This window comes from Actinomadura madurae, from assembly GCF_900115095.1.
GTDB classification, from domain to species: domain Bacteria; phylum Actinomycetota; class Actinomycetes; order Streptosporangiales; family Streptosporangiaceae; genus Spirillospora; species Spirillospora madurae.
In genome coordinates this window covers 302671-320551 of record NZ_FOVH01000001.1, presented here as the reverse complement: position 1 = coordinate 320551, position 17881 = coordinate 302671, and the positions used below count along the sequence as shown (strand labels likewise).

General features: G+C 72.8%; 19 protein-coding genes. 6 read left to right on the top strand and 13 right to left on the bottom strand.

From position 1 onward, the window contains the following. Positions 1–6 precede the first annotated feature (6 nt). The 3 genes from BM339_RS01600 to BM339_RS01590 all read left to right on the top strand — a co-directional run bounded on the left by BM339_RS01600 (position 7) and on the right by BM339_RS01590 (position 2357). Positions 7–471: an RrF2 family transcriptional regulator gene (locus BM339_RS01600; protein WP_075019701.1), complete on the top strand. Its 465-nt coding sequence runs from the start codon at positions 7–9 to the stop codon at positions 469–471. Positions 472–481: 10 nt separating this feature from the next. Continuing rightward, a complete protein-coding gene (locus tag BM339_RS01595; protein WP_075019700.1) occupies positions 482–1318 on the top strand; it encodes a DNA-formamidopyrimidine glycosylase family protein in 837 nt (278 codons plus the stop codon). Between the two features lie 154 nt (positions 1319–1472). After that, positions 1473–2357, top strand: a complete 885-nt coding sequence (locus BM339_RS01590; protein ID WP_075019699.1) for a LysR family transcriptional regulator — start codon at positions 1473–1475, stop codon at positions 2355–2357. Here the strand turns inward: BM339_RS01590 and BM339_RS01585 are convergent, their stop codons facing one another. From BM339_RS01585 to BM339_RS01565, 5 genes are all read right to left on the bottom strand, one after another. After that, on the bottom strand, positions 2358–2864 hold the full coding sequence (locus BM339_RS01585) for a hypothetical protein (RefSeq protein ID WP_075019698.1): 507 nt from the start codon (positions 2862–2864) through the stop codon (positions 2358–2360). Between the two features lie 152 nt (positions 2865–3016). Then, positions 3017–3484 carry a Dps family protein gene (locus BM339_RS01580; RefSeq protein WP_021598265.1) on the bottom strand — a complete coding sequence of 156 codons (468 nt, stop codon included), beginning with the start codon at positions 3482–3484 and terminating at the stop codon, positions 3017–3019. A 138-nt stretch (positions 3485–3622) separates the two neighbouring features. Continuing rightward, complete coding sequence (locus BM339_RS01575; RefSeq protein WP_021598264.1) at positions 3623–3976, bottom strand: helix-turn-helix domain-containing protein; 354 nt, start codon at positions 3974–3976, stop codon at positions 3623–3625. A 111-nt stretch (positions 3977–4087) separates the two neighbouring features. Beyond that, entirely contained in the window at positions 4088–5383 is a 1296-nt protein-coding gene (locus BM339_RS01570; RefSeq protein ID WP_021598263.1) for a CinA family nicotinamide mononucleotide deamidase-related protein, read from the bottom strand. 233 nt (positions 5384–5616) lie between these two features. After that, a complete protein-coding gene (locus tag BM339_RS01565; RefSeq protein WP_075019697.1) occupies positions 5617–6129 on the bottom strand; it encodes a DUF1990 family protein in 513 nt (170 codons plus the stop codon). An 88-nt stretch (positions 6130–6217) separates the two neighbouring features. On the opposite strand from BM339_RS01565, the gene BM339_RS01560 reads away from it, so the two are divergent. Genes BM339_RS01560 through BM339_RS01550 form a run of 3 tightly spaced genes read left to right on the top strand, consistent with a single transcriptional unit; the run spans position 6218 to position 7791 of the window. After that, positions 6218–7021, top strand: coding sequence for an MOSC domain-containing protein (locus BM339_RS01560; RefSeq protein WP_075019696.1), 804 nt, complete (start codon positions 6218–6220; stop codon positions 7019–7021). Positions 7022–7042: 21 nt separating this feature from the next. Further along, on the top strand, positions 7043–7372 hold the full coding sequence (locus BM339_RS01555; RefSeq protein ID WP_075019695.1) for a hypothetical protein: 330 nt from the start codon (positions 7043–7045) through the stop codon (positions 7370–7372). Beyond that, positions 7369–7791: an acyl-CoA thioesterase gene (locus tag BM339_RS01550; RefSeq protein ID WP_021598259.1), complete on the top strand. Its 423-nt coding sequence runs from the start codon at positions 7369–7371 to the stop codon at positions 7789–7791. The genes BM339_RS01555 and BM339_RS01550 overlap by 4 nt, the downstream gene beginning before the upstream one ends. Before the next feature lie 18 nt (positions 7792–7809). Here BM339_RS01550 and BM339_RS01545 read toward each other — a convergent pair whose 3' ends face one another. The 8 genes from BM339_RS01545 to BM339_RS01510 form a co-directional block, all read right to left on the bottom strand. After that, complete coding sequence (locus tag BM339_RS01545) at positions 7810–8403, bottom strand: CDP-alcohol phosphatidyltransferase family protein (protein ID WP_021598258.1); 594 nt, start codon at positions 8401–8403, stop codon at positions 7810–7812. Continuing rightward, complete coding sequence (rimO, locus tag BM339_RS01540) at positions 8400–9824, bottom strand: 30S ribosomal protein S12 methylthiotransferase RimO (protein WP_075019694.1); 1425 nt, start codon at positions 9822–9824, stop codon at positions 8400–8402. Before rimO ends, BM339_RS01545 begins: the two co-directional genes overlap by 4 nt. A 60-nt stretch (positions 9825–9884) precedes the next feature. Further along, complete coding sequence (locus tag BM339_RS01535) at positions 9885–10634, bottom strand: helix-turn-helix domain-containing protein (protein WP_024934634.1); 750 nt, start codon at positions 10632–10634, stop codon at positions 9885–9887. Positions 10635–10780: 146 nt separating this feature from the next. Continuing rightward, positions 10781–13399: a DNA translocase FtsK gene (locus tag BM339_RS01530; RefSeq protein ID WP_075019693.1), complete on the bottom strand. Its 2619-nt coding sequence runs from the start codon at positions 13397–13399 to the stop codon at positions 10781–10783. A 102-nt stretch (positions 13400–13501) separates the two neighbouring features. Beyond that, positions 13502–15187: a ribonuclease J gene (locus BM339_RS01525; RefSeq protein ID WP_021598438.1), complete on the bottom strand. Its 1686-nt coding sequence runs from the start codon at positions 15185–15187 to the stop codon at positions 13502–13504. After that, positions 15184–16122 (bottom strand): 4-hydroxy-tetrahydrodipicolinate synthase, encoded by a 939-nt coding sequence (gene dapA / locus BM339_RS01520; RefSeq protein ID WP_075019692.1) that lies wholly within the window; start codon positions 16120–16122, stop codon positions 15184–15186. The genes BM339_RS01525 and dapA overlap by 4 nt, the downstream gene beginning before the upstream one ends. Positions 16123–16278: 156 nt before the next feature. Further along, positions 16279–16500 carry a hypothetical protein gene (locus BM339_RS01515; RefSeq protein WP_021598440.1) on the bottom strand — a complete coding sequence of 74 codons (222 nt, stop codon included), beginning with the start codon at positions 16498–16500 and terminating at the stop codon, positions 16279–16281. 140 nt (positions 16501–16640) lie between these two features. After that, complete coding sequence (locus tag BM339_RS01510) at positions 16641–17687, bottom strand: glycoside hydrolase family 18 protein (RefSeq protein WP_244938851.1); 1047 nt, start codon at positions 17685–17687, stop codon at positions 16641–16643. Between the last annotated feature and the right edge of the window lie 194 nt (positions 17688–17881).

Sequence of the window (17881 nt, the reverse complement as noted above, 5' to 3'; positions counted from 1 at the left end):
GCCTACATGCGATTGTCCGCCAGGGTCGACTACGCGTTGCGCGCCGCCGCCGAGCTGGCGGTCGCCGGGAGTCACCCGGTGACCGCCGTGCAGCTCGCCGAGGCGCAGCAGATCCCGCCCAAGTTTCTGGAGAACATCCTCGGCCAGCTCCGCCGGTCCGGGCTCGTCCGCAGCCAGCGGGGGCCCGAGGGCGGCTACTGGCTGGCGCGCCCGGCCGAGCGGATATCCCTCGCCGACATCATCCGGGCGATCGACGGGCCGCTGCTCGGCGTCCGGGGCGAGCGTCCCGAGCACGTCGGGTACGAGGGGCCCGCGCGCTCGCTGCAGGAGGTGTGGATCGCGCTGCGCGCCAGCGAGCGGGCGATCCTGGAGCAGGTCACCCTCGCGCACATCGCGGCCGAGGAGTTGCCCGCGCCCGTGCGGAAGCTGACCGAGGACCCGTCCGCCTGGGAGAGCCCCTCCCTGATCTGAGGGGAGGCCGATGCCGGAGGGGGACACCGTCTGGCTGACCGCCCGGCGGCTGCACGAGGCGCTGGCCGGGCGGGCGCTGACGCGCTCCGACTTCCGCGTCCCGCGGCTGGCCACGGTCGACCTGCGCGGGCGGACGGTCCTGGAGGCGGTGTCGCGGGGCAAGCATCTCCTCGTGCGGGTGGAGGGCGGGCTGACCATCCACACGCATCTGATGATGGAGGGCCGCTGGCAAGTCCGGCGTTCTTCCGCGGGGGGTGTGGGGGGTCGTCCCCCAACGAGGGGCGCGTCCGGAGCCGTGCCGCGCGATCATCGGGTGCGGCTGGTGCTGGAGAACGCGGAGTGGCAGGCGGTCGGCCACTCGCTCGGCATCGTCGAGCTCCTGCGCACCGCCGAGGAGGACGGCACGGTCGGGCATCTCGGGCCCGATCTGCTCGACCCGTCCTGGGACGCGGAGACGGCCGCCGAGGCCGTGGCCCGGCTGGGCGAGAGGCCGGACCGGGCGATCGGCGAGGCACTGCTCGACCAGACGCGGCTCGCCGGGATCGGCAACGTCTACAAGGCCGAGATCCTCTTCCTGCGGGGCGTGCATCCGTGGACCCGGGTGAGGGACGTTCCCGACCTTCCCGGCCTCGTGCGGCTCTCTCACCGGCTGCTGGACGCCAACAAGGAGCGGCACGGCCACATCACGACGGGCGACCGGTCGCGCGGGCGGGAGCACTGGGTGTACGGGCGGGCCGGGCGGCCCTGCCGCCGCTGCGGAACCCGGATCGAGCGCGCGGACCAGGGGGCCGGGCCCGGCGAGCGGATCACCTACTGGTGCCCGCGCTGCCAGCCCGCCGCCGGCTAGGGGTCGGCGCCCGCCCTCCCCCGAGGTGCCCAGGGCGGGTCGCCGCCTGTCCGGGTCGCCGGATCCCGCGCCCGTACGACCGATCGTCGGCCCACGACAGCCCCAAGTCAATTCTCGGGTTTCCTTATCGACCCCTTCGCTCTACCTTGGGTCGGTGACCCTGGACGATCTTCGCGTGTTCGTGGCCGTGTGCGCGTCCGGCAACCTGAGCGCCGTCGCGCGCGACCTGTCGTGCAGCCAGTCGGCCGTCAGCCAGCACGTGAAGCGGCTCGAACGGGAGACCGGGCTGGTCCTGCTGGAGCGGCGCCCGCGGGGCGTGGTGCCGACCCGCGCGGGGCGGATCCTGGACGAGGCCGCGGCGGAGGGCATCGCGGGGCTCGACGCCGCGCTGCGCCGGCTCGACGACCTGCGCCGCGGCGTCGGCGGCACCGTCCGGATCGCGACCGGCGCGACCACCGTCCGGCACTTCATGGCGGCCGGGGTGGCCGTGTTCCGCGCCCGCCACCCCGAGGCCGCGCTCCAGTTCGAGACGGCCGGGTCGAGCCGGCGGTGCCTGGAGGCGGTCCGCGCGCACACCGCGGACCTGGCCTGGGTGACGATCGGGCCGCCGCTGGAAGGGGTCGAGCAGCGGGCGTCCTGCGAGCTGCCGTGGATGCTCGCGGTGCACGCCGCCGATCCCCTGGCGGGCCGGGAGGCCATCGCGCTGGACGACCTGTCCGGGATCCGGTACATCGAGCTGCCCGCGCATTCCACGTCCCGCGTGCACCTGGAGATGCACCTGGAGCGGCACGGGGTGCGGCTGGCGTCCACCACGAGCGTCGCCGACTGGGACACGGCGCTGCTGCTGGCCGAGCTCGGCCTCGGCCACGCGATCCTGCCGGCGCTGCCGGGCTGGGGAGGCGGGACGGGAGACGTCCGCCTGGTCCCCGTCCGGGACCTGCCGCCGCTCACCGCCGGCTGGGCCGCCCGCCGGTGGGACGCCCTGAGCCCGCTGGCCGTCGAGTTCGCCGACACCGTCCTGGACCACCTGCGGACGTGATCAGCGCACGCCGACCCGCCCGTTCGCGACCGTCAGCACGGCCTGCGGACGGCCCTCCCCGCAGCCCGGCCCGTTGGGGAACGTGGCCTTCGGGGTCACGTCGAGGCTCTGGTCGAGCACCGTCCGGCCGTCCGCGTCGCGCAGCCTGACCGTGACCCGGACGGGCTCTTTCGGGAGTCCCTCGACCTGCGCGAAGCCTGCCTTGCCGCCGTCGGGGGACGCGGACGCCCCGCAGACGGCGTCGGGCTCGTCGCCGTCGCAGCCGGTCGAGACCGTCGTCGACGTGGGGTGCAGCTCGATGCGGGGCTCCCGGCACTCCCCGTTCCAGCAGACCCGCAGGGACGCGGTGTCGATCCGGGCCGCGTCGGGCGCGGGCACGGCCAGCCGCAGGCCCGGCATGGACCCGATCGCCGTGCAGGGCCGGCCCGCTCCCTCGCCCCCGGCCCCGCAGGCGGCGAGGGCGAGCGCCGCGGCGCCGAGTGTGACGGCTCTGCTGAGAAGGCGCATCCCTCATAATCTCCACATTCCGGGCCCGGCGGCACCGGAACGCCGGAAGGCCCCGGCCCCGCACCGAAGCGGTGCGGGGCCGGGGCCGTCTATGGTGTCTCGTCCGTCCGGTGCGCCTGAATCGCGGCGCCATGGGCGGGCCGGAACGCGTATCAGGTCTGCGCCTGGAACATCCAGTGCTGCTTTTCAAGTCCGGCGGTGATGCCGATGAGCAGATCCTGGGTCACCTGGTCCGGCTCGTCGGTCGCCGCGATCCGCTCGCGGAACCGGCCGATGATCTGCGCCAGGGTGTCGGTGATCGCGGCGACGACCTTGTCGTCGTCCAGGTATCCGGCCTCCGGCTGCGGGACCTTGCTCTTGTCGGCGACCGTGCGGGCACGGCCGTCGGGGTTCACGCCGATCGTCACGGCGCGCTCGGCGACGTCGTCCTGGCCGGCACGGGCGAGAGTGACGATCTCGTCCAGGTGCTCGTGGACGACCTTGAAGTTACGCCCCGTCAGGTTCCAGTGCGCCTGCTTGGCCACCAGGGCCAGATCGATGAGGTCGATGAGAGCGCCCTGCAGGGCGTCCCCCGCGACCCTCTGGTCGGCCTCGCCGAGCGGGCTCTTGATCGCCGCCATGTCGGGCTCCTTCCGCATCGTTACGGTTATCCCTCACAACACGGAACGATCCCCGGAAATGTCGCATTCATGCGTGAGGCCGCGCACACCCGCGGCCCCGGTCGGCGCATGAGAACGGGCCCGGAAACGGGCCGGGGATCAGGCCGCGACCATGTCGCCGCGGAACTCGCCGGTGATCTCCTCGGGGGTCTCGGGGATCCGCTCGGCGGGGATCCGCTCGTGCTCCGGCGCGCCCGCCATGACGGGCTCGTGCTGCAGCTCGGCCAAGGCGAGCTGATCCGCGACGTCCCTCAGCACGTGCGACAGCGGGACGCCCAGGGCCTTGCAGATCGAGGACAGCAGCTCCGAAGAAGCCTCTTTCTGCCCCCGTTCCACCTCGGACAGGTAGCCGAGCGACACCCGCGCGGCCGCGGACACCTCACGGAGGGTGCGTCCCTGGCGCAGCCGCAGCTGCCGCAGTACGTCACCGAGCAGCTGGCGAAGCAGGACCATCGTCTCGCTCCCTCCCTCAGTTCGGACCATCTGCCGGTTCCACCGTACCCGGCTTGACGGTGGCCATGGCAGACCGTTGATTTCGTGTTCGCTCGGAACGTAACGCTGTAATCAGCCCGGATCTTCCCGATCCACCCGACCTTCGCCGTTCCCGTCCTCCGCGTCAAGCCCCAGCAGGCGACGTCTCAGCAGTTCAAGAGCGTGTACGACCGTCATCCGGCGCACGACCCCGCGGGTCTCCGGTCCGTTCCCGGGCACGGGCAGCCGCGGCCCGACGACCGTGCGCGATTCTTGCGGACCGGCCAGTCCGATGTAGACCGTTCCCACCGGATGCCCGTCCTGCGGGTCGGGGCCGGCGACACCGGTGACCGCGAGCCCGTACGTCGTCCCGAGGGCGTCCCGGACGCCCGCGGCCATCGCGGCGGCCACGTCCGGGTGGACGGCCCCGTGCGCGGCGAGCAGCTCGCCGGGAACGCCCAGCAGCCGCCGCTTCACATCGGTGGCGTAGGCGACGACGCCCCCGCCGTAGGTGGCCGACGACCCCGGCGTGCGGGTCAGCTCCGCGCCGATGAGCCCGCCGGTCAGCGACTCCGCCGCCGCCACGGTCTCGCCCCGCCCGGCGAGCAGCCGGTGCACGACCAGCGCGAGCGACTCGTCCTCGACCCCGTACACGGCCGGGCCGAGCAGCTCCCGGACGCGCGCCTCCACGCCCGCCAGGCGCCCCGCGGCGTCCGCCCCCGCCACGGTGATGCGGACCTTCACCTCGGCGGGGTCGGGCAGGTAGGCGAGCTTCACCCCGTCCATCGCCTCGACCTCGGCGAGCCGGGTCGCGACCACCGACTCCCACAGCCGGGCGGTGCGCAGGGTGCGGCGCGCCACCGCGGGCAGCCCGGCGATCTCCGCCAGCTCCGGCAGCACGACCTCGTCCATGATGGTGCGCATCTCGAACGGGACGCCGGGCAGCGCGTACACGGTCCCGCCGGGCAGCTCGACCCGCAGGCCCGGCGCCGAGCCGGCGGAGTTGGCCAGCACCCGGGCGCCCTCGGGGACGTCCGCCATGCGCAGCGCCATCGGCTGCAGCTCGCGGCCGGCCCTGGCGACCCGCTCGCGCAGCCGCCGCTCCAGGGCCGCGTCCCGGACGAGCGCGACACCGGCGGCCTTGGCCAGCGCGTCCCGGGTCACGTCGTCGTAGGTGGGGCCGAGACCGCCCGTGGTGATGACCGCGTCGGCGCGCTCCAGGGCGGAGGTGACGGCCGCGACGATGACGTCCGTCTCGTCGCCGACGACGACGCTGCGGGTGACGTCGGCGCCGTGGTCGGTGAGCCGGCGGCCGAGCCAGGCCGCGTTGCCGTTGACCGTGTCGCCGAGGAGCAGCTCGTCCCCGACGGTGAGCAGTTCGACCCGCATCGCGTCCCCCTGTCCGCCGTCCGCACGCCGCAGGGCCTCGAATCTACCGGTGCGGATTCGCGCTGGAAGCCCGACATGAGGCTGATGGTCCGGTAACGGTGTGAGTCAAAACTCACTCCGCGGGTGCGTCCTCGCGGCCGGGCGGAGGGGATAATCGTTACCGCAGCACCCGCGAATACGGGGCCGCGGGATCACGACCGGGGTGGGCGTGTTCCCGCGGCCCGCTCGCGTGCTCAAGAGCGCGACAGCCCGCGCAGCACCGCGCCGCACCGGCGGGCGTAGGCCCGCTGGAACGCCCGCCCGAACGGGCCCGCCAGCCGCGCCGGCGCCGTCGCCGGACGGCTGAACGCGGTGACCGTCAGCCACACGTCGCCCTCCTCGTCCAGGTGCACGACGAACGACTCCTCGCCCGACTGCGGGTGGCCCGGAAGCGTCCCGTACGCCCATCCGACGTAGCGCTCCTCCTCGCGCGTCCACACGATCCGGCAGGGCGCCCGCAACCGGAGCGGCCCGGCGCCCAGGCCCACCACAACGCTCACGCCGGGGGCGGCGCGCGGAGCCGACGCCTCCACCCGGGCGGGGAGCGCGCGGTGCATCCAGAACTCCATGACCGCGTCCGCCGCGTTCCGGAACGCCGCCGGACCCCGGCCGACGAGCATCCGGTGCCGCAGATGCCGGTACCCGGCCGGGCGCTCCGCGTCGCGCGTCGCCCCTACCTCGGCATACGTGAAGTCCTGTCCCGCCATCCCCGCCCGTCCTCCAAGCTGACGAATCGGTGTCAAGTATCGCCCGTTTCTCTGGCCGCCCGGAGGATCGGTCCGTAACGTCCGTCGCATGAGAGCCGTCGTCGCCGGGCTGAACGTCTTCCCGATCAAGAGTGCCGGGGCCGTCGCGCTCACCGCGGCCGCCCTGACCCCGAACGGGCTGCGCCACGACCGGGAGTTCATGCTCGTCCGCCCGGACGGGCGCCACCTGTCGCAGCGGGAGGCCCCCGAGCTCGCCCTGGTCCGCCCGGAGTTCGACGGTGTGAAGCTCACCGTCCGGACACCGCTCGCGCCCGCGCCGCTGGTGTGCGAGGTGTCCGGCGGGCCCGCCGTCGACGTGACCGTGCACCACCGCCCGTGCCAGGGCATCGACCAGGGCGACGAGGCCGCCGCATGGTTCTCCGGCGCCCTCGGACTCCCCTGCCGCCTCGTCCGCTTCACCGGGACGCGTCCCACCGCGCTCGGCGGCGGGACCCTGGCCTACGCCGACGGCTACCCGGTCTCGGTGCTGTCGGCCGAGTCGCTGGACGACCTGAACCGGCGGATGGGCGGCCGGCTCCCGATGGCCCGCTTCCGGCCCAACATCGTCCTGCGCGGCCTCGGCCCGTACGGCGAGGACGCCGTCACCGGGCTGCGCGGCGACGAGGCGGAGATCGAGCTCGTCCGGCCCTGCGGGCGCTGCGTCATCATCAACACCGACCAGGAGACGGCCCGCCGGTCTCCGGAGCCGCTGCGCGCCCTGGCCGGCTACCGCACCGAGCGCTTCGACGGCGCCCGGCAGGTCGTGTTCGGCCGGCTCGGCATCCCCCGCGCGCTCGGCGCCCTGCACGTGGGCGAGGAGCTGACCGCCTCCTCATCGCTTGGCGATCGCTAGCGATCGATCTACGATGGGCAGGTGGACGAACCGATCGACCGCGCCCGGCTGCAGGCGGGCCTGCGGCTCATCGCACGCGGCCTGGAGGAGATCGCCGGCGCCCTGGACGGCCCCGACGAGCCCGGGGAGCTGGAGCGCATGGCCCGCGTCATGCGCGAGTGGGGGCCCGGCGGCCTCCGCAAGGACGAGGCGTCCGCGCTGTTCAAGCGGCACGGCTTCGCGCCGCAGACGACCGGCGGCTGGACGCGCGGCGACTGGGTCGAGATAGGCGGCGACGGCCTGCGCTACCTCACGGCCAAGTCCCGCGAATGGCTCGCCGGATATGAGGAGGAGGAGGAGGAGAACCCGTGACGCCTTCCTTCACGGTGCGGGTCACCGTGCGCGCCTACGAACTGGACACCCAGGGACACCTCAACAGCGCCGTCTACCACCAGTACGGCGACCACGCCCGCTGGGAGTGCCTGCGCGCGGCCGGCATCTCCGTGGACGAGCTGATCGCGACCGGTGTCGGGCCCGTCACCCTGGAGAACACCATCCGCTACCACCGGGAACTGCGCGCGGGCGACGAGGTCGACATCACGTGCACGTTCCACTGGGGCGAGGGCAAGACGTTCCGCATGCGGCAGGAACTGCGGAAGGCGGACGGGTCCCTGGCCGCCGAGATCAGCAGCCTCGGCGGACTGCTCGACCTGGAGAGGCGGCGGCTCGTCCCCGATCCCGGGTCCCACTGGCGCGCGCTGGCCGACGCACCGGCGCTGCTCGGGCTCTGAGCGCCTCTCGGCGCCCTCTCAGGAGGTCTCAGAACCTGTGCGGCGCAGGCGCCAGGCCTGGACGACGTAGTCGATGCCCGTCGCCACGGTGACGACGAGGGCGGCGCCCATCGTGACCCAGCGCAGGTAGTCCAGCGGGCCCGGCAGGATGTAGAAGCCGATCGCGACGACCTGCAGCATCGTCTTCAGCTTGCCGCCCTTGCTGGCCGGGATCACCCCGCGCCGGATGACGGCGAACCGCATCACCGTGATGCCGATCTCCCGGACCATGATGGCGGCGGTCACCCACCACCACAGCTCCCCCATCACCGACAGGCTGACCAGCGCCGCGCCGGTGAGCGCCTTGTCCGCGATCGGGTCGGCGATCTTGCCGAAGTCGGTGACCAGGCCGCGGGCCCGCGCGATGTCGCCGTCGATCTTGTCGGTGATCGAGGCGACGGCGAACACCGCGAACGCGGCGAGCCGCCAGCCGGTGCCGTCCAGGAAGAACAGCCACACGAACACCGGCACCAGCGCGATCCGGGCGAGCGTCAGCGCGTTGGCGATGTTCCACACGCCCGCCTGCGGCGGTTCCGGGGAACCCGCGACCGGATCCGGGGTGCCGGCGATCATGAGACGTCCGCGATGAGGTCCACGCCGTCGCTGCCCGTGACCCGGGCGGCCACGATCTCGCCGAGGGCGAGCCCCGCGCCGCGGACGAGGACCGTCCCGTCCACCTCGGGCGCCTGGTGCTCGGCGCGGCCCTCGAAGGCGCCGTCCTCCGCCCCGTCCTCCAGCTTGTCCTCCAGCAGGACGCGCACCGGCGAGCCGACGCGGTCCTCGGCGCGCTGCGCCGTCAGCTCCTCGGCCAGCGCGGACAGCTCCTCGACCCGGGCGGCGACCTCGGCGGGGTCGAGCTTACCGTCCAGGTTCGCGGCCTCCGTGCCCTCCTCGTCGGAGTAGCCGAACACGCCGACGGCGTCGAGGCGGGCCGCCGTGAGGAACTCCGCCAGCTCCTCGAAGTCGTCCTCGGTCTCGCCGGGGAACCCGACGATGAAGTTGGAGCGGACGCCCGCCTCCGGCGCCAGCGCGCGGATCTGGTCGAGCAGCCCGAGGAACCGCTCCCGGTCCCCGAACCTGCGCATGGACCGCAGCACCGGCCCGCTCGCGTGCTGGAAGGACATGTCGAAGTACCGGGCGACGCCGGGCGTGCCGCAGATCGCCTCGATGAGCCCCGGCCGCGTCTCCGCCGGCTGCAGGTAGCTGACCCGCACGCGCTCGATCCCGTCCACCGCGGCGAGGCCGGGCAGCAGCTTCTCCAGCGCGCGCAGGTCACCCAGGTCCTTGCCGTACGACGTGGAGTTCTCGCTGACGAGCACCAGCTCGCGGGCGCCGTGCCCGGCGAGCCAGCGCGCCTCCTCCAGCACCTCCTCCGGCGGGCGCGACACGTACGCGCCGCGGAACGCCGGGATCGCGCAGAACGTGCAGCGCCGGTCGCAGCCGGACGCCAGCTTCAGCGGCGCGACCGGGCCGCCGCCGAGGCGCCGCCGCAGCACGCGCGGGCCGGACGCGGGGACCATCCCGTCCGGCAGGTCGGCCGGCCCGCCGTGCCCCGGGATCGCGACGCCGGCGGAGGACCGCTCGACCGGGCTGATGGGCAGCAGGGTCCGCCGGTCGCGCGGCGTGTGCGCGGCGTGCGCGTGTCCCGCCATGACGTCGTCCAGCCGCTCGCCGATCGCGGTGTAGTCGTCGAAGCCGAGCACCGCGTCTGCCTCGGGCAGCGCCTCGGCCAGCTCCCTGCCGTAGCGCTCGGCCATGCAGCCGGCCGCCACGACCTTTGCGCCGGAGTCGTGCGCGGCCAGCAGCGTGTCGATGGAGTCCTTCTTGGCGGCCTCAATGAACCCGCAGGTGTTGACGACCACCACGTCGGCGCCGTCCGCGCCGTCGGCCACGTCCCAGCCCGCGTCCTCGATGCGCGCGGCGAGCTCCTCGGAATCGACCTCGTTGCGGGCGCAGCCGAGCGTGATGAGCGAGACCTTGCGGCGAGTCGACATGCCCCTAAGGTAATGGGCGCGCACGTCCGGACGGGTCGGCGGGGCCGAGGTCCGGGCGGCCTACGCGGGCTCGGGGTCGTCGCGGTCGAAGGTGAGCCGCTGCACGCCCTCGCCCTCGCCGGGCGAGCCCAGGTGCTTGCCGTTGACGGTCAGGTCGACGCTGCCCCCGACGCCGATCACCATCCGCACCTTCTTCTTGGCGCTGAAGTCCTTCTGGTCGCCCTCGCGCAGCATCCCGCTGAACAGCGTCTCGCCCTTGTCGCCGCGGACGTTCAGCCACGTCGTCCGCTTGGCCTCGACGCTCACCTCGACCTTGGTGCGCGGCGCCTGCGCGACCGGGCCGTCGTTGCGCGCGGACGGGGTGGGCGACGGCTTGGGCGCCGCCGGGGTCCCGGCGACCTGCTGCGCGGTGCGGTGCTCACCGCCGCCGCCGCTGCCGACCACCTGGATCACGCCGTAGATCACCACGAGGGCGAGCGCGAGCGCCATCGCGGCGCTCCAGTTCGGCGCGCGGCGCTCGCGGAACGCGACGGGCTGCTCCGGCTCGAACGCCGACACCGCCGAGACGGGCTGCGGGGCGCCACCGTGCGCGGCGTCGAACTCGGCGACGAGCGGTTCCGGATCGATGCCGATGACCCGCGAGATGCTGCGGATGTGTCCGCGGGCGTAGAAGTTGCCGCCGCACGCCGAGAAGTCGTCGGCCTCCATGCCGCGGATGACGGTCTCGCGTATCCGCGTCTGGAGACTCACCTGTGTCACCGAGAGACCGGCCCGCTGACGTTGCTCCGCCAAGGTCTCACCGATGCTCACGCCGGGCCTCCTTTGAGGGCGCTCGTGGCCGACTCCGCATGATTGCGGCACCAGTCTAGAAACGGCAATGCCCGCTGGGCGACAGCCAACACGTTCGAAACAGGGCAAGATTTCGCATCATTCCGCAATGCCCCGGCGCCCCGCGCTCAGCCGCCGCCGCGCAACTCCGCGAGGACGCCCGGGAGATCGTCCGGCTTGGCCAGCACGTCCCGCGCCTTGGAGCCCTCGCTCGGCCCGACGATGTCGCGGCTCTCCATCAGGTCCATCAGCCGTCCGGCCTTGGCGAACCCGACGCGGAGCTTGCGCTGCAGCATCGACGTCGACCCGAACTGGGTGGACACGACCAGCTCGATCGCCTGGACGAGCAGGTCCATGTCGTCGCCGATCTCCTCGTCGATCTCCTTCTTCGGCGCGCCGGACGCGCCGACGTCCTCCCGGTACCTCGCCTCCATCTGCCCCTTGCAGTGGTCGACGATCCCGTGGATCTCCTTCTCCGCGACGTAGGCGTTCTGGATGCGCATCGGCTTGCTCGCGCCCATCGGCAGGAACAGCGCGTCGCCCTGGCCGACGAGCTTCTCCGCGCCCGGCTGGTCGAGGATGACGCGGCTGTCGGACAGCGAGGAGGTCGCGAACGCCAGCCGGGACGGGACGTTGGCCTTGATGAGCCCGGTGACGACGTCCACCGACGGGCGCTGCGTGGCGAGCACGAGGTGGATGCCGGCGGCGCGGGCGAGCTGGGTGATGCGGACGACGGAGTCCTCCACGTCGCGCGGCGCGACCATCATCAGGTCGGCCAGCTCGTCCACGATGACCAGCATGTACGGGTACGGCGTGTAGACGCGCTCGCTGCCGGGCGGGGCGGTGAGCTTGCCCGCCTTCACCGCCTTGTTGAAGTCGTCGATGTGCCGGTACCCGGACGCGGCGAGGTCGTCGTAGCGGCGGTCCATCTCGCCGACGACCCATTCGAGGGCCTCCGCGGCCTTCTTCGGGTTGGTGATGATCGGGGTGATGAGGTGGGGGATCCCCTGGTACATCGTCAGCTCGACCCGCTTGGGGTCGACGAGGATCATCCGCACCTCGTCCGGCGTGGCGCGCATCAGGACCGAGGTGATGAGCCCGTTGATGCACGTCGACTTGCCGGCCCCGGTCGCGCCCGCGATGAGGATGTGCGGCATCTTCGCCAGGTTGGCGACGACCGTGCGCCCCTCGACGTCCTTGCCGAGGCCGACGATCATCGGGTGGTGCTCGTTCGTCGCGGCGGGCGAGCGCAGCACGTCGCCGAGGCTGACGATGTCCTTGTCGGTGTTCGGGATCTCCACGCCGATCGCCGACTTGCCGGGGATCGGGGAGATGATGCGCACGTCGGCGCTCTTCACCGCGTAGGCGATGTTCTTCGTCAGCGCGGTGACCTTCTCGACCTTCACCGCGGGGCCGAGCTCGATCTCGTACCGGGTGATCGTCGGGCCGCGGGTGAACCCGGTGACCTGCGCGTCGATGTCGAACTGCTCCAGCACGCCGGTGAGCGCGTTCACCACCGTGTCGTTGGCCTTCGTGCGCGGCTTGGACACGCTGCCGGGACGCAGCGCCGACGGGTCGGGCAGCATGTAGATCTCGCCGGACGACGACAGCGGCAGCTGCTCGGACCGGCGCGGCGCCGGGGTCGGGTCGGGCACCTCGGCCGGCTCCGGGGCGTCCGGGGCGTCCGGCATCGACGCGCCGGCCACGTGCTCGTCCGCCGGCTCGTCGTCGCCGGGCGGGGCGGGCGGCGGGACCTCGGCGCCGCCGAACGGGTCGGGCTCGAACAGCTCGTCGGCGAGGTCGCGCCTCGGCCGGTCCGCCTTGTTCGGGACGTCCTCCAGGAGGGGGGTGTCGTAGGGCCGGGAGTGCTCGCCGACCTCCAGCTCGCCCTCGCCCTCCTCGGCCTTCTTCCTGCGGCGCCGCTTCTTCGGCGCCTCGCCGTCCTCGCTCTCGCCGGCGGCCGGGCGCTCGGGGCGGTTCTGCAGCGTCGCCATCGCCCACAGGTCGGTGACCCGCTCGGGGACCTTCGCGATCGGCGTCGCGGTCACCACCAGCAGCCCGAACCCCGACAGCAGGAGCAGCAGCGGGACGGCCACCCATCCGCTCAGCGCCGCCTCCAGGGGGGCCGACACCAGCCAGCCGACGACGCCGCCCGCCTCGCGGACGCCGTCCATGTCCTTCGCGGGGGACGGGACGCCGGCGGCGATGTGCAGGACGCCGAGCACGCCGACGCCGAGCGCGGTGATGCCGATGACGATGCGGCCGGTGTCCTCGTGGTGCTCGGGATGCCGCAGCGTCCGCCAGGCCAGCAGCGCCAGCAGGACGGGCAGCGCCATCGCCATGATGCCGAGGCCGCCGCGCACCACCTTCTCCAGCGCGATCGTGACGACGCCGTCCGGGCGGAACCAGGTCACCGAGGCCAGCACGATCGAGGAGCCGAGCAGCGCCAGCCCGAGGCCGTCGCGGCGGTGCTCGGGGTCGAGGTTGCGGGCGCCGTGCCCGTAGGCGCGGAAGACGGACCCGACCGCGACCGCCGCGAGCAGGTACAGCCTGAACAGGAGCTTGAAGAACCCGAGCACCGCCATGGGGATCGGGTCGGGCTTCGCCGGGGGACGCCCCCGGCCCGAGCCGCGCCCGCCCTTAGCGGTGCCGCTCGGTCGCTTCCGGGGGGACGAACCTGCGGCCTTGCGAGCCGTGCCCCCCGCACGCGAGGAGGTTTTCGCGCCCCCGGACGCACGTGTGGCCATGGTTATGAGAGTAACCAAGGACCTCAGCGGTTCCAGGGATGGCGGACGGGCGTGTTGGGAACGGACGGCCGCGGGAGCCCGCGGCCGTCCGGCCCCTGGCGCTCAGACCTCCACGACGACCGGGACGATCATCGGGCGGCGGCGGTAGTTGTCGCTCACCCACTTGCCGACCGTGCGCCGGATGAGCTGGCCGATCTGGTGCACGTCGTTCACGCCGTCGCCGGCGGCGTCCCGCAGCACCTCCTCGATCCGCGCGATGACCTCGTCGAAGTCCTCGTTCACGATGCCGGCGCCGCGGGCGTGCACCTCGGGCCCGGCGACGAGCTTGCCGGACGTGGAGTCGATCCCGACGACGATGGAGACGAACCCCTCCTCGCCGAGGATGCGCCGGTCCTTCAGCGAGGTCTCGGTGACCTCGCCGACCGAGAGGCCGTCGACGTACACGTACCCGGCCGGGACGGCGCCGACGATGCTCGCGCGGCCGTCCACGAGGTCGACGACGACGCCGTCCTCGGCGATGACGACGCCCTCCTCCGGCACGCCGGTGAGCGCCGCGAGCTTGGCGTGCGCGCGCAGGTGCCGCCACTCGCCGTGGATCGGCATGAAGTTCGCCGGCTTGGTCACGTTGAGCACGTACAGCAGCTCGCCCGCGGACGCGTGCCCGGACACGTGCACCAGCGCGTTGCCCTTGTGGACGACGCGGGCGCCCCACCGGGTGAGCCCGTTGATGACGCGGTTGACCGCGTTCTCGTTGCCGGGGATCAGCGACGACGCCAGCATCACGGTGTCGCGGTCGGTGATGCGGATCGAGTGGTCGCGGTTCGCCATCCGCGACAGCGCGGACATCGGCTCGCCCTGCGAGCCGGTGCACACCAGCACCAGCCGGTCGCCGGGGATGTCGTCGATCTCCTTCTGGTCGACCATGACGCCCTCGGGGACGCTCAGGTACCCGAGCTCGCGCGCGACGCCCATGTTGCGGACCATCGACCGGCCGACGAAGCAGACCTTGCGGCCGTTGGCGACGGCGGCGTCCAGGACCTGCTGGACGCGGTGGATGTGCGAGGCGAAGCAGGCGACGATGAGCCGCTCCCGCGCGGTGCGGAAGACCTCGTCCACGACCGGCCCGATGTTGCGCTCGCTGGTGACGAAGCCGGGCACCTCGGCGTTGGTGGAGTCGGCCATCAGCAGGTCGATGCCGTCGGCGCCGAGCCGGGCGAACCCGGGCAGGTCGGTGAGCCGGCCGTCCAGCGGGAGCTGGTCCATCTTGAAGTCGCCGGTGTGCAGGACGAGGCCGGCGGACGTGCGGATGGCGACGGCGAGCGCGTCCGGGATCGAGTGGTTGACGGCGAGGAACTCGCAGCCGAACGGCCCGAAGGTGCGGCGCTCGCCCTCCACGACCACGTCGGTGACGGGTTTGATCCGGTGCTCGGTGAGCTTGGCCTCCAGCAGCGCCAGCGTGAGCCGGGAGCCGACGAGGGGAATGTCGCGGCGCTCGCGCAGCAGGTACGGGACGGCGCCGATGTGGTCCTCGTGGCCGTGCGTGAGGATGACGGCCTCGATGTCGTCCAGGCGGTCCCTGATGTACTCGAAGTCGGGCAGGATCAGGTCGATTCCGGGCTGCTCGGTCTCGGGGAACAGCACGCCGCAGTCGACGACGAGCAGGCGACCGCCGTACTCGAACACCGTCATGTTGCGGCCGATCTCCCCGAGCCCGCCCAGGGGGACGATGCGCAGGCCGCCCTCGGGCGGTGCGGGCGGGTCCGAGAGCTCCGGGTGAGGATGACTCACCGGGCGACCTCCGGGATGACTGCCTCGGGCACTTTGACTCCCCCAATCGTGAGGTCTTCGCGCAGGCGCGCCGCGAACTCCGGCGGGGCCTCCAGCAGCGGCGCGCGGAGCGGGCCGCCGCCGGGAAGGCCGAGCAGGTTCAGCGCTGCCTTGACGGCGATGGCGCCCTGCGTACGGGTCATGATGGCGGTGACCACGGGCAGCAGGCGCCGGTGGATCTCCAGCGCCCGCCCGTGCTCACCGGCGCGGTATGCGTCGATCATCTCATGGAGCTCGACGCCGACGACATGGCCGACCACGCTGACGAACCCCGCGGCGCCCACCGACAGCCAGGGCAGGTTGAGGTTGTCGTCGCCGGAGTACCAGACGAGGTCGGTCCGCGCCATCACCCGGGACGCGCCGAACAGGTCGCCCTTGGCGTCCTTGACGGCGATGATCCGCGGGTGCTCGGCGAGCTGCACGAGCGTGTCGTTCTGGATCGGCACCCCGGCGCGCCCCGGGATGTCGTACAGCATGCAGGGCAGGCCGGTGGCGTCGGCCACCGCCGTGAAGTGCCGGACGAGGCCCTCCTGCGGGGGCTTGTTGTAGTAGGGGGTGACGACGAGCAGCCCGTGCGCGCCGGCGGCCTCGGCCTGCCGCGCGAGTTTCAGGGTGTGCTCGGTGTGGTTCGTGCCGGCACCGGCGACGATCACCGCGCGGTCGCCGACCGCGTCGATGACGGCGCGCAGAAGCGTGCTCTTCTCTTCGTCGCTCGTCGTGGGCGACTCGCCCGTCGTCCCGTTGACGACGAGGCCGTCGTGGCGCCGCTCGTCGACCAGGTGGGTCGCGAGGCGCGCGGCGCCGTCGTAGTCGACGCCGCCGTCCGGCAGGAACGGAGTGACCATGGCGGTCAGCATCCGTCCGAACGGAGCGTCAGTCGTTGTGCTGGGTGCCATGCAACGAACGGTACCGTTCCGGCCGATCGTCTTGGACCCGCAGGTGGAAGCCGACCTACCCCAATATGGGAGGAAGCCGCCGCCACACGCTCGGGGGTACGCGTGGCGGCGGCTCCCACATCCGACATCGTGGCACGCAAATGCCTCGTTACGGGGTCAGTCCGGCCACTTCCCGGACTCGGTTGGATAACGTGACCCCACGGTCATCTGGTGCAGCCGGACCCGGAGCTCCTCGACGTCGGGGGTGCGCACGAGATCGTTGCCGCGGACGGCCCACCAGAGGCCGGACCCGCCCCGTCCGATCCGCCAGCCGGCGAACTCGGCTGCCAGCTCGCCGATCCTGTCGGCGTCGTGCCGCGCGGACTGCTGAACGCCCATCGGCCTCGTCCCCACTTCCTTTGCCATCCGCAGGTCGAATCCTGACCGTCCGCACCGAGCCTTACCCCCCGGCATCCCGGACTATCCACCCCTTTTTACCTGGGCATACGGAAGAAACGAAACGTAACCGGGCGGGTTTCTCAGCCGCCAAGACTTTCTGTCGTCCGGGGCAGCCAGGTGGCGCGGTAACGGGCCCATTCGGCCGGGTTCGTGGTCCACTCCGCGTACACGCCGACGCCGTACGGCCGCTTCGGCGGCCGCTTCAGGTCGTCGATCCCGCGGCGGACGCCACGCAGCGCGACGGAGAGGTCCTCCGACCACTCCACGAGAGGGCGGTAGGTGGGGACGCCCATGAAGACGGTCGTCCGGTCGCCGATGAGCTCCAGCGTCGCGCGGGTGTTCCGGGCGAAGTGCCATCCGGCGAGCGCGCGCGTCGGCAGCGACACGTCGTACGTCATGATCGCCACCTGGTCGGCCCGGTCGGCGACGGCGCGCAGGAAGTCCCGCGTCGGACGCGGCGGGTAGTGGAACGACGTCCCGCCGCGCGGCAGGAGCGCCTTGTAGACGGGCTGCGCGGCGTCCACGAGCGTCAGTTGCTCCAGCGCCACCGACAGCAGCGCGCCCTTGCGCCCGGTCAGCTCGCGGGTCCGGTCCATGAGCGTCAGGAACGCGCGGTCGTCGGGGTAGATGGGCTCGAAGTCGTAGTGGATGCCGTCGAAACCGAGATCGAGGAAGATCGCGTCGGTCCGGAGGACCCGCTCCCGGACGGCCGGGTCGTCGAGGTCGATGACGCCCTTGCCGTCCACCCTCCGGATCTGCCCCAGGTACGCCTGCGCGCGGACGCCCGGCGCGTACTCGCGCATGGCCTCGATGAGCCGCCGCGCGTGCCGGTACTTGGCGGCGGGGACCGACCCGTCCGGCTCGAACGGGCCGGTGTGGAAGAACACGTCGGTGATGCGGTGCCGCCTCAGCGACTCCCCGAGCGCGCGGTACTCGGCGTCCGTGTGCGGCTCTCCCACCCACTGGTGCCGGGCCCACAGCGCGTTGGCCTCCGTGCCGCGCGCCTCGGGCTCCTGCTGCCACCACACCCAGGCCCCGGCGAGCACGAGCGCGGCCAGGCCGAGCCCGTAGGCCGCCGCCCACCCCGTCCAGCGCAGAAGCCGCCAGACCCACCCGATTCTCCTCATCGCGCAATGATCCCGGATCATCCACGCACCTCGAACGCCCTACGCCAGGATTCCCCCTCGCCGCTCCCACACCGCCGCCACGAAATGATCATGGTTGGGCCGAGGCCGCGCGCCGCGCGGGACGGCCGGGCGCGGCGGGGGAACCCTGTGGAGACGAGGCGGCTCGGCAGTGTCGGCCCCCGTGGTCTCGATGG

Excerpts from the sequence above, each read along its gene's own strand:
- BM339_RS01565 (WP_075019697.1), bottom strand. The coding sequence starts at position 6,129 with ATGGCGGGACAGGACTTCACGTATGCCGAGGTAGGGGCGACGCGCGAC.
- BM339_RS01585 (WP_075019698.1), bottom strand. The coding sequence starts at position 2,864 with ATGCGCCTTCTCAGCAGAGCCGTCACACTCGGCGCCGCGGCGCTCGCC.
- BM339_RS01545 (WP_021598258.1), bottom strand. The coding sequence starts at position 8,403 with ATGATCGCCGGCACCCCGGATCCGGTCGCGGGTTCCCCGGAACCGCCG.
- BM339_RS01570 (WP_021598263.1), bottom strand. The coding sequence starts at position 5,383 with ATGCGGGTCGAACTGCTCACCGTCGGGGACGAGCTGCTCCTCGGCGAC.
- BM339_RS01515 (WP_021598440.1), bottom strand. The coding sequence starts at position 16,500 with ATGGGCGTTCAGCAGTCCGCGCGGCACGACGCCGACAGGATCGGCGAG.
- BM339_RS01560 (WP_075019696.1), top strand. The coding sequence starts at position 6,218 with ATGAGAGCCGTCGTCGCCGGGCTGAACGTCTTCCCGATCAAGAGTGCC.
- BM339_RS01510 (WP_244938851.1), bottom strand. The coding sequence starts at position 17,687 with ATGAGGAGAATCGGGTGGGTCTGGCGGCTTCTGCGCTGGACGGGGTGG.
- dapA (WP_075019692.1), bottom strand. The coding sequence starts at position 16,122 with ATGGCACCCAGCACAACGACTGACGCTCCGTTCGGACGGATGCTGACC.
- BM339_RS01530 (WP_075019693.1), bottom strand. The coding sequence starts at position 13,399 with ATGGCCACACGTGCGTCCGGGGGCGCGAAAACCTCCTCGCGTGCGGGG.
- BM339_RS01595 (WP_075019700.1), top strand. The coding sequence starts at position 482 with ATGCCGGAGGGGGACACCGTCTGGCTGACCGCCCGGCGGCTGCACGAG.
- BM339_RS01600 (WP_075019701.1), top strand. The coding sequence starts at position 7 with ATGCGATTGTCCGCCAGGGTCGACTACGCGTTGCGCGCCGCCGCCGAG.
- BM339_RS01575 (WP_021598264.1), bottom strand. The coding sequence starts at position 3,976 with ATGGTCCTGCTTCGCCAGCTGCTCGGTGACGTACTGCGGCAGCTGCGG.
- rimO (WP_075019694.1), bottom strand. The coding sequence starts at position 9,824 with ATGTCGACTCGCCGCAAGGTCTCGCTCATCACGCTCGGCTGCGCCCGC.
- BM339_RS01580 (WP_021598265.1), bottom strand. The coding sequence starts at position 3,484 with ATGGCGGCGATCAAGAGCCCGCTCGGCGAGGCCGACCAGAGGGTCGCG.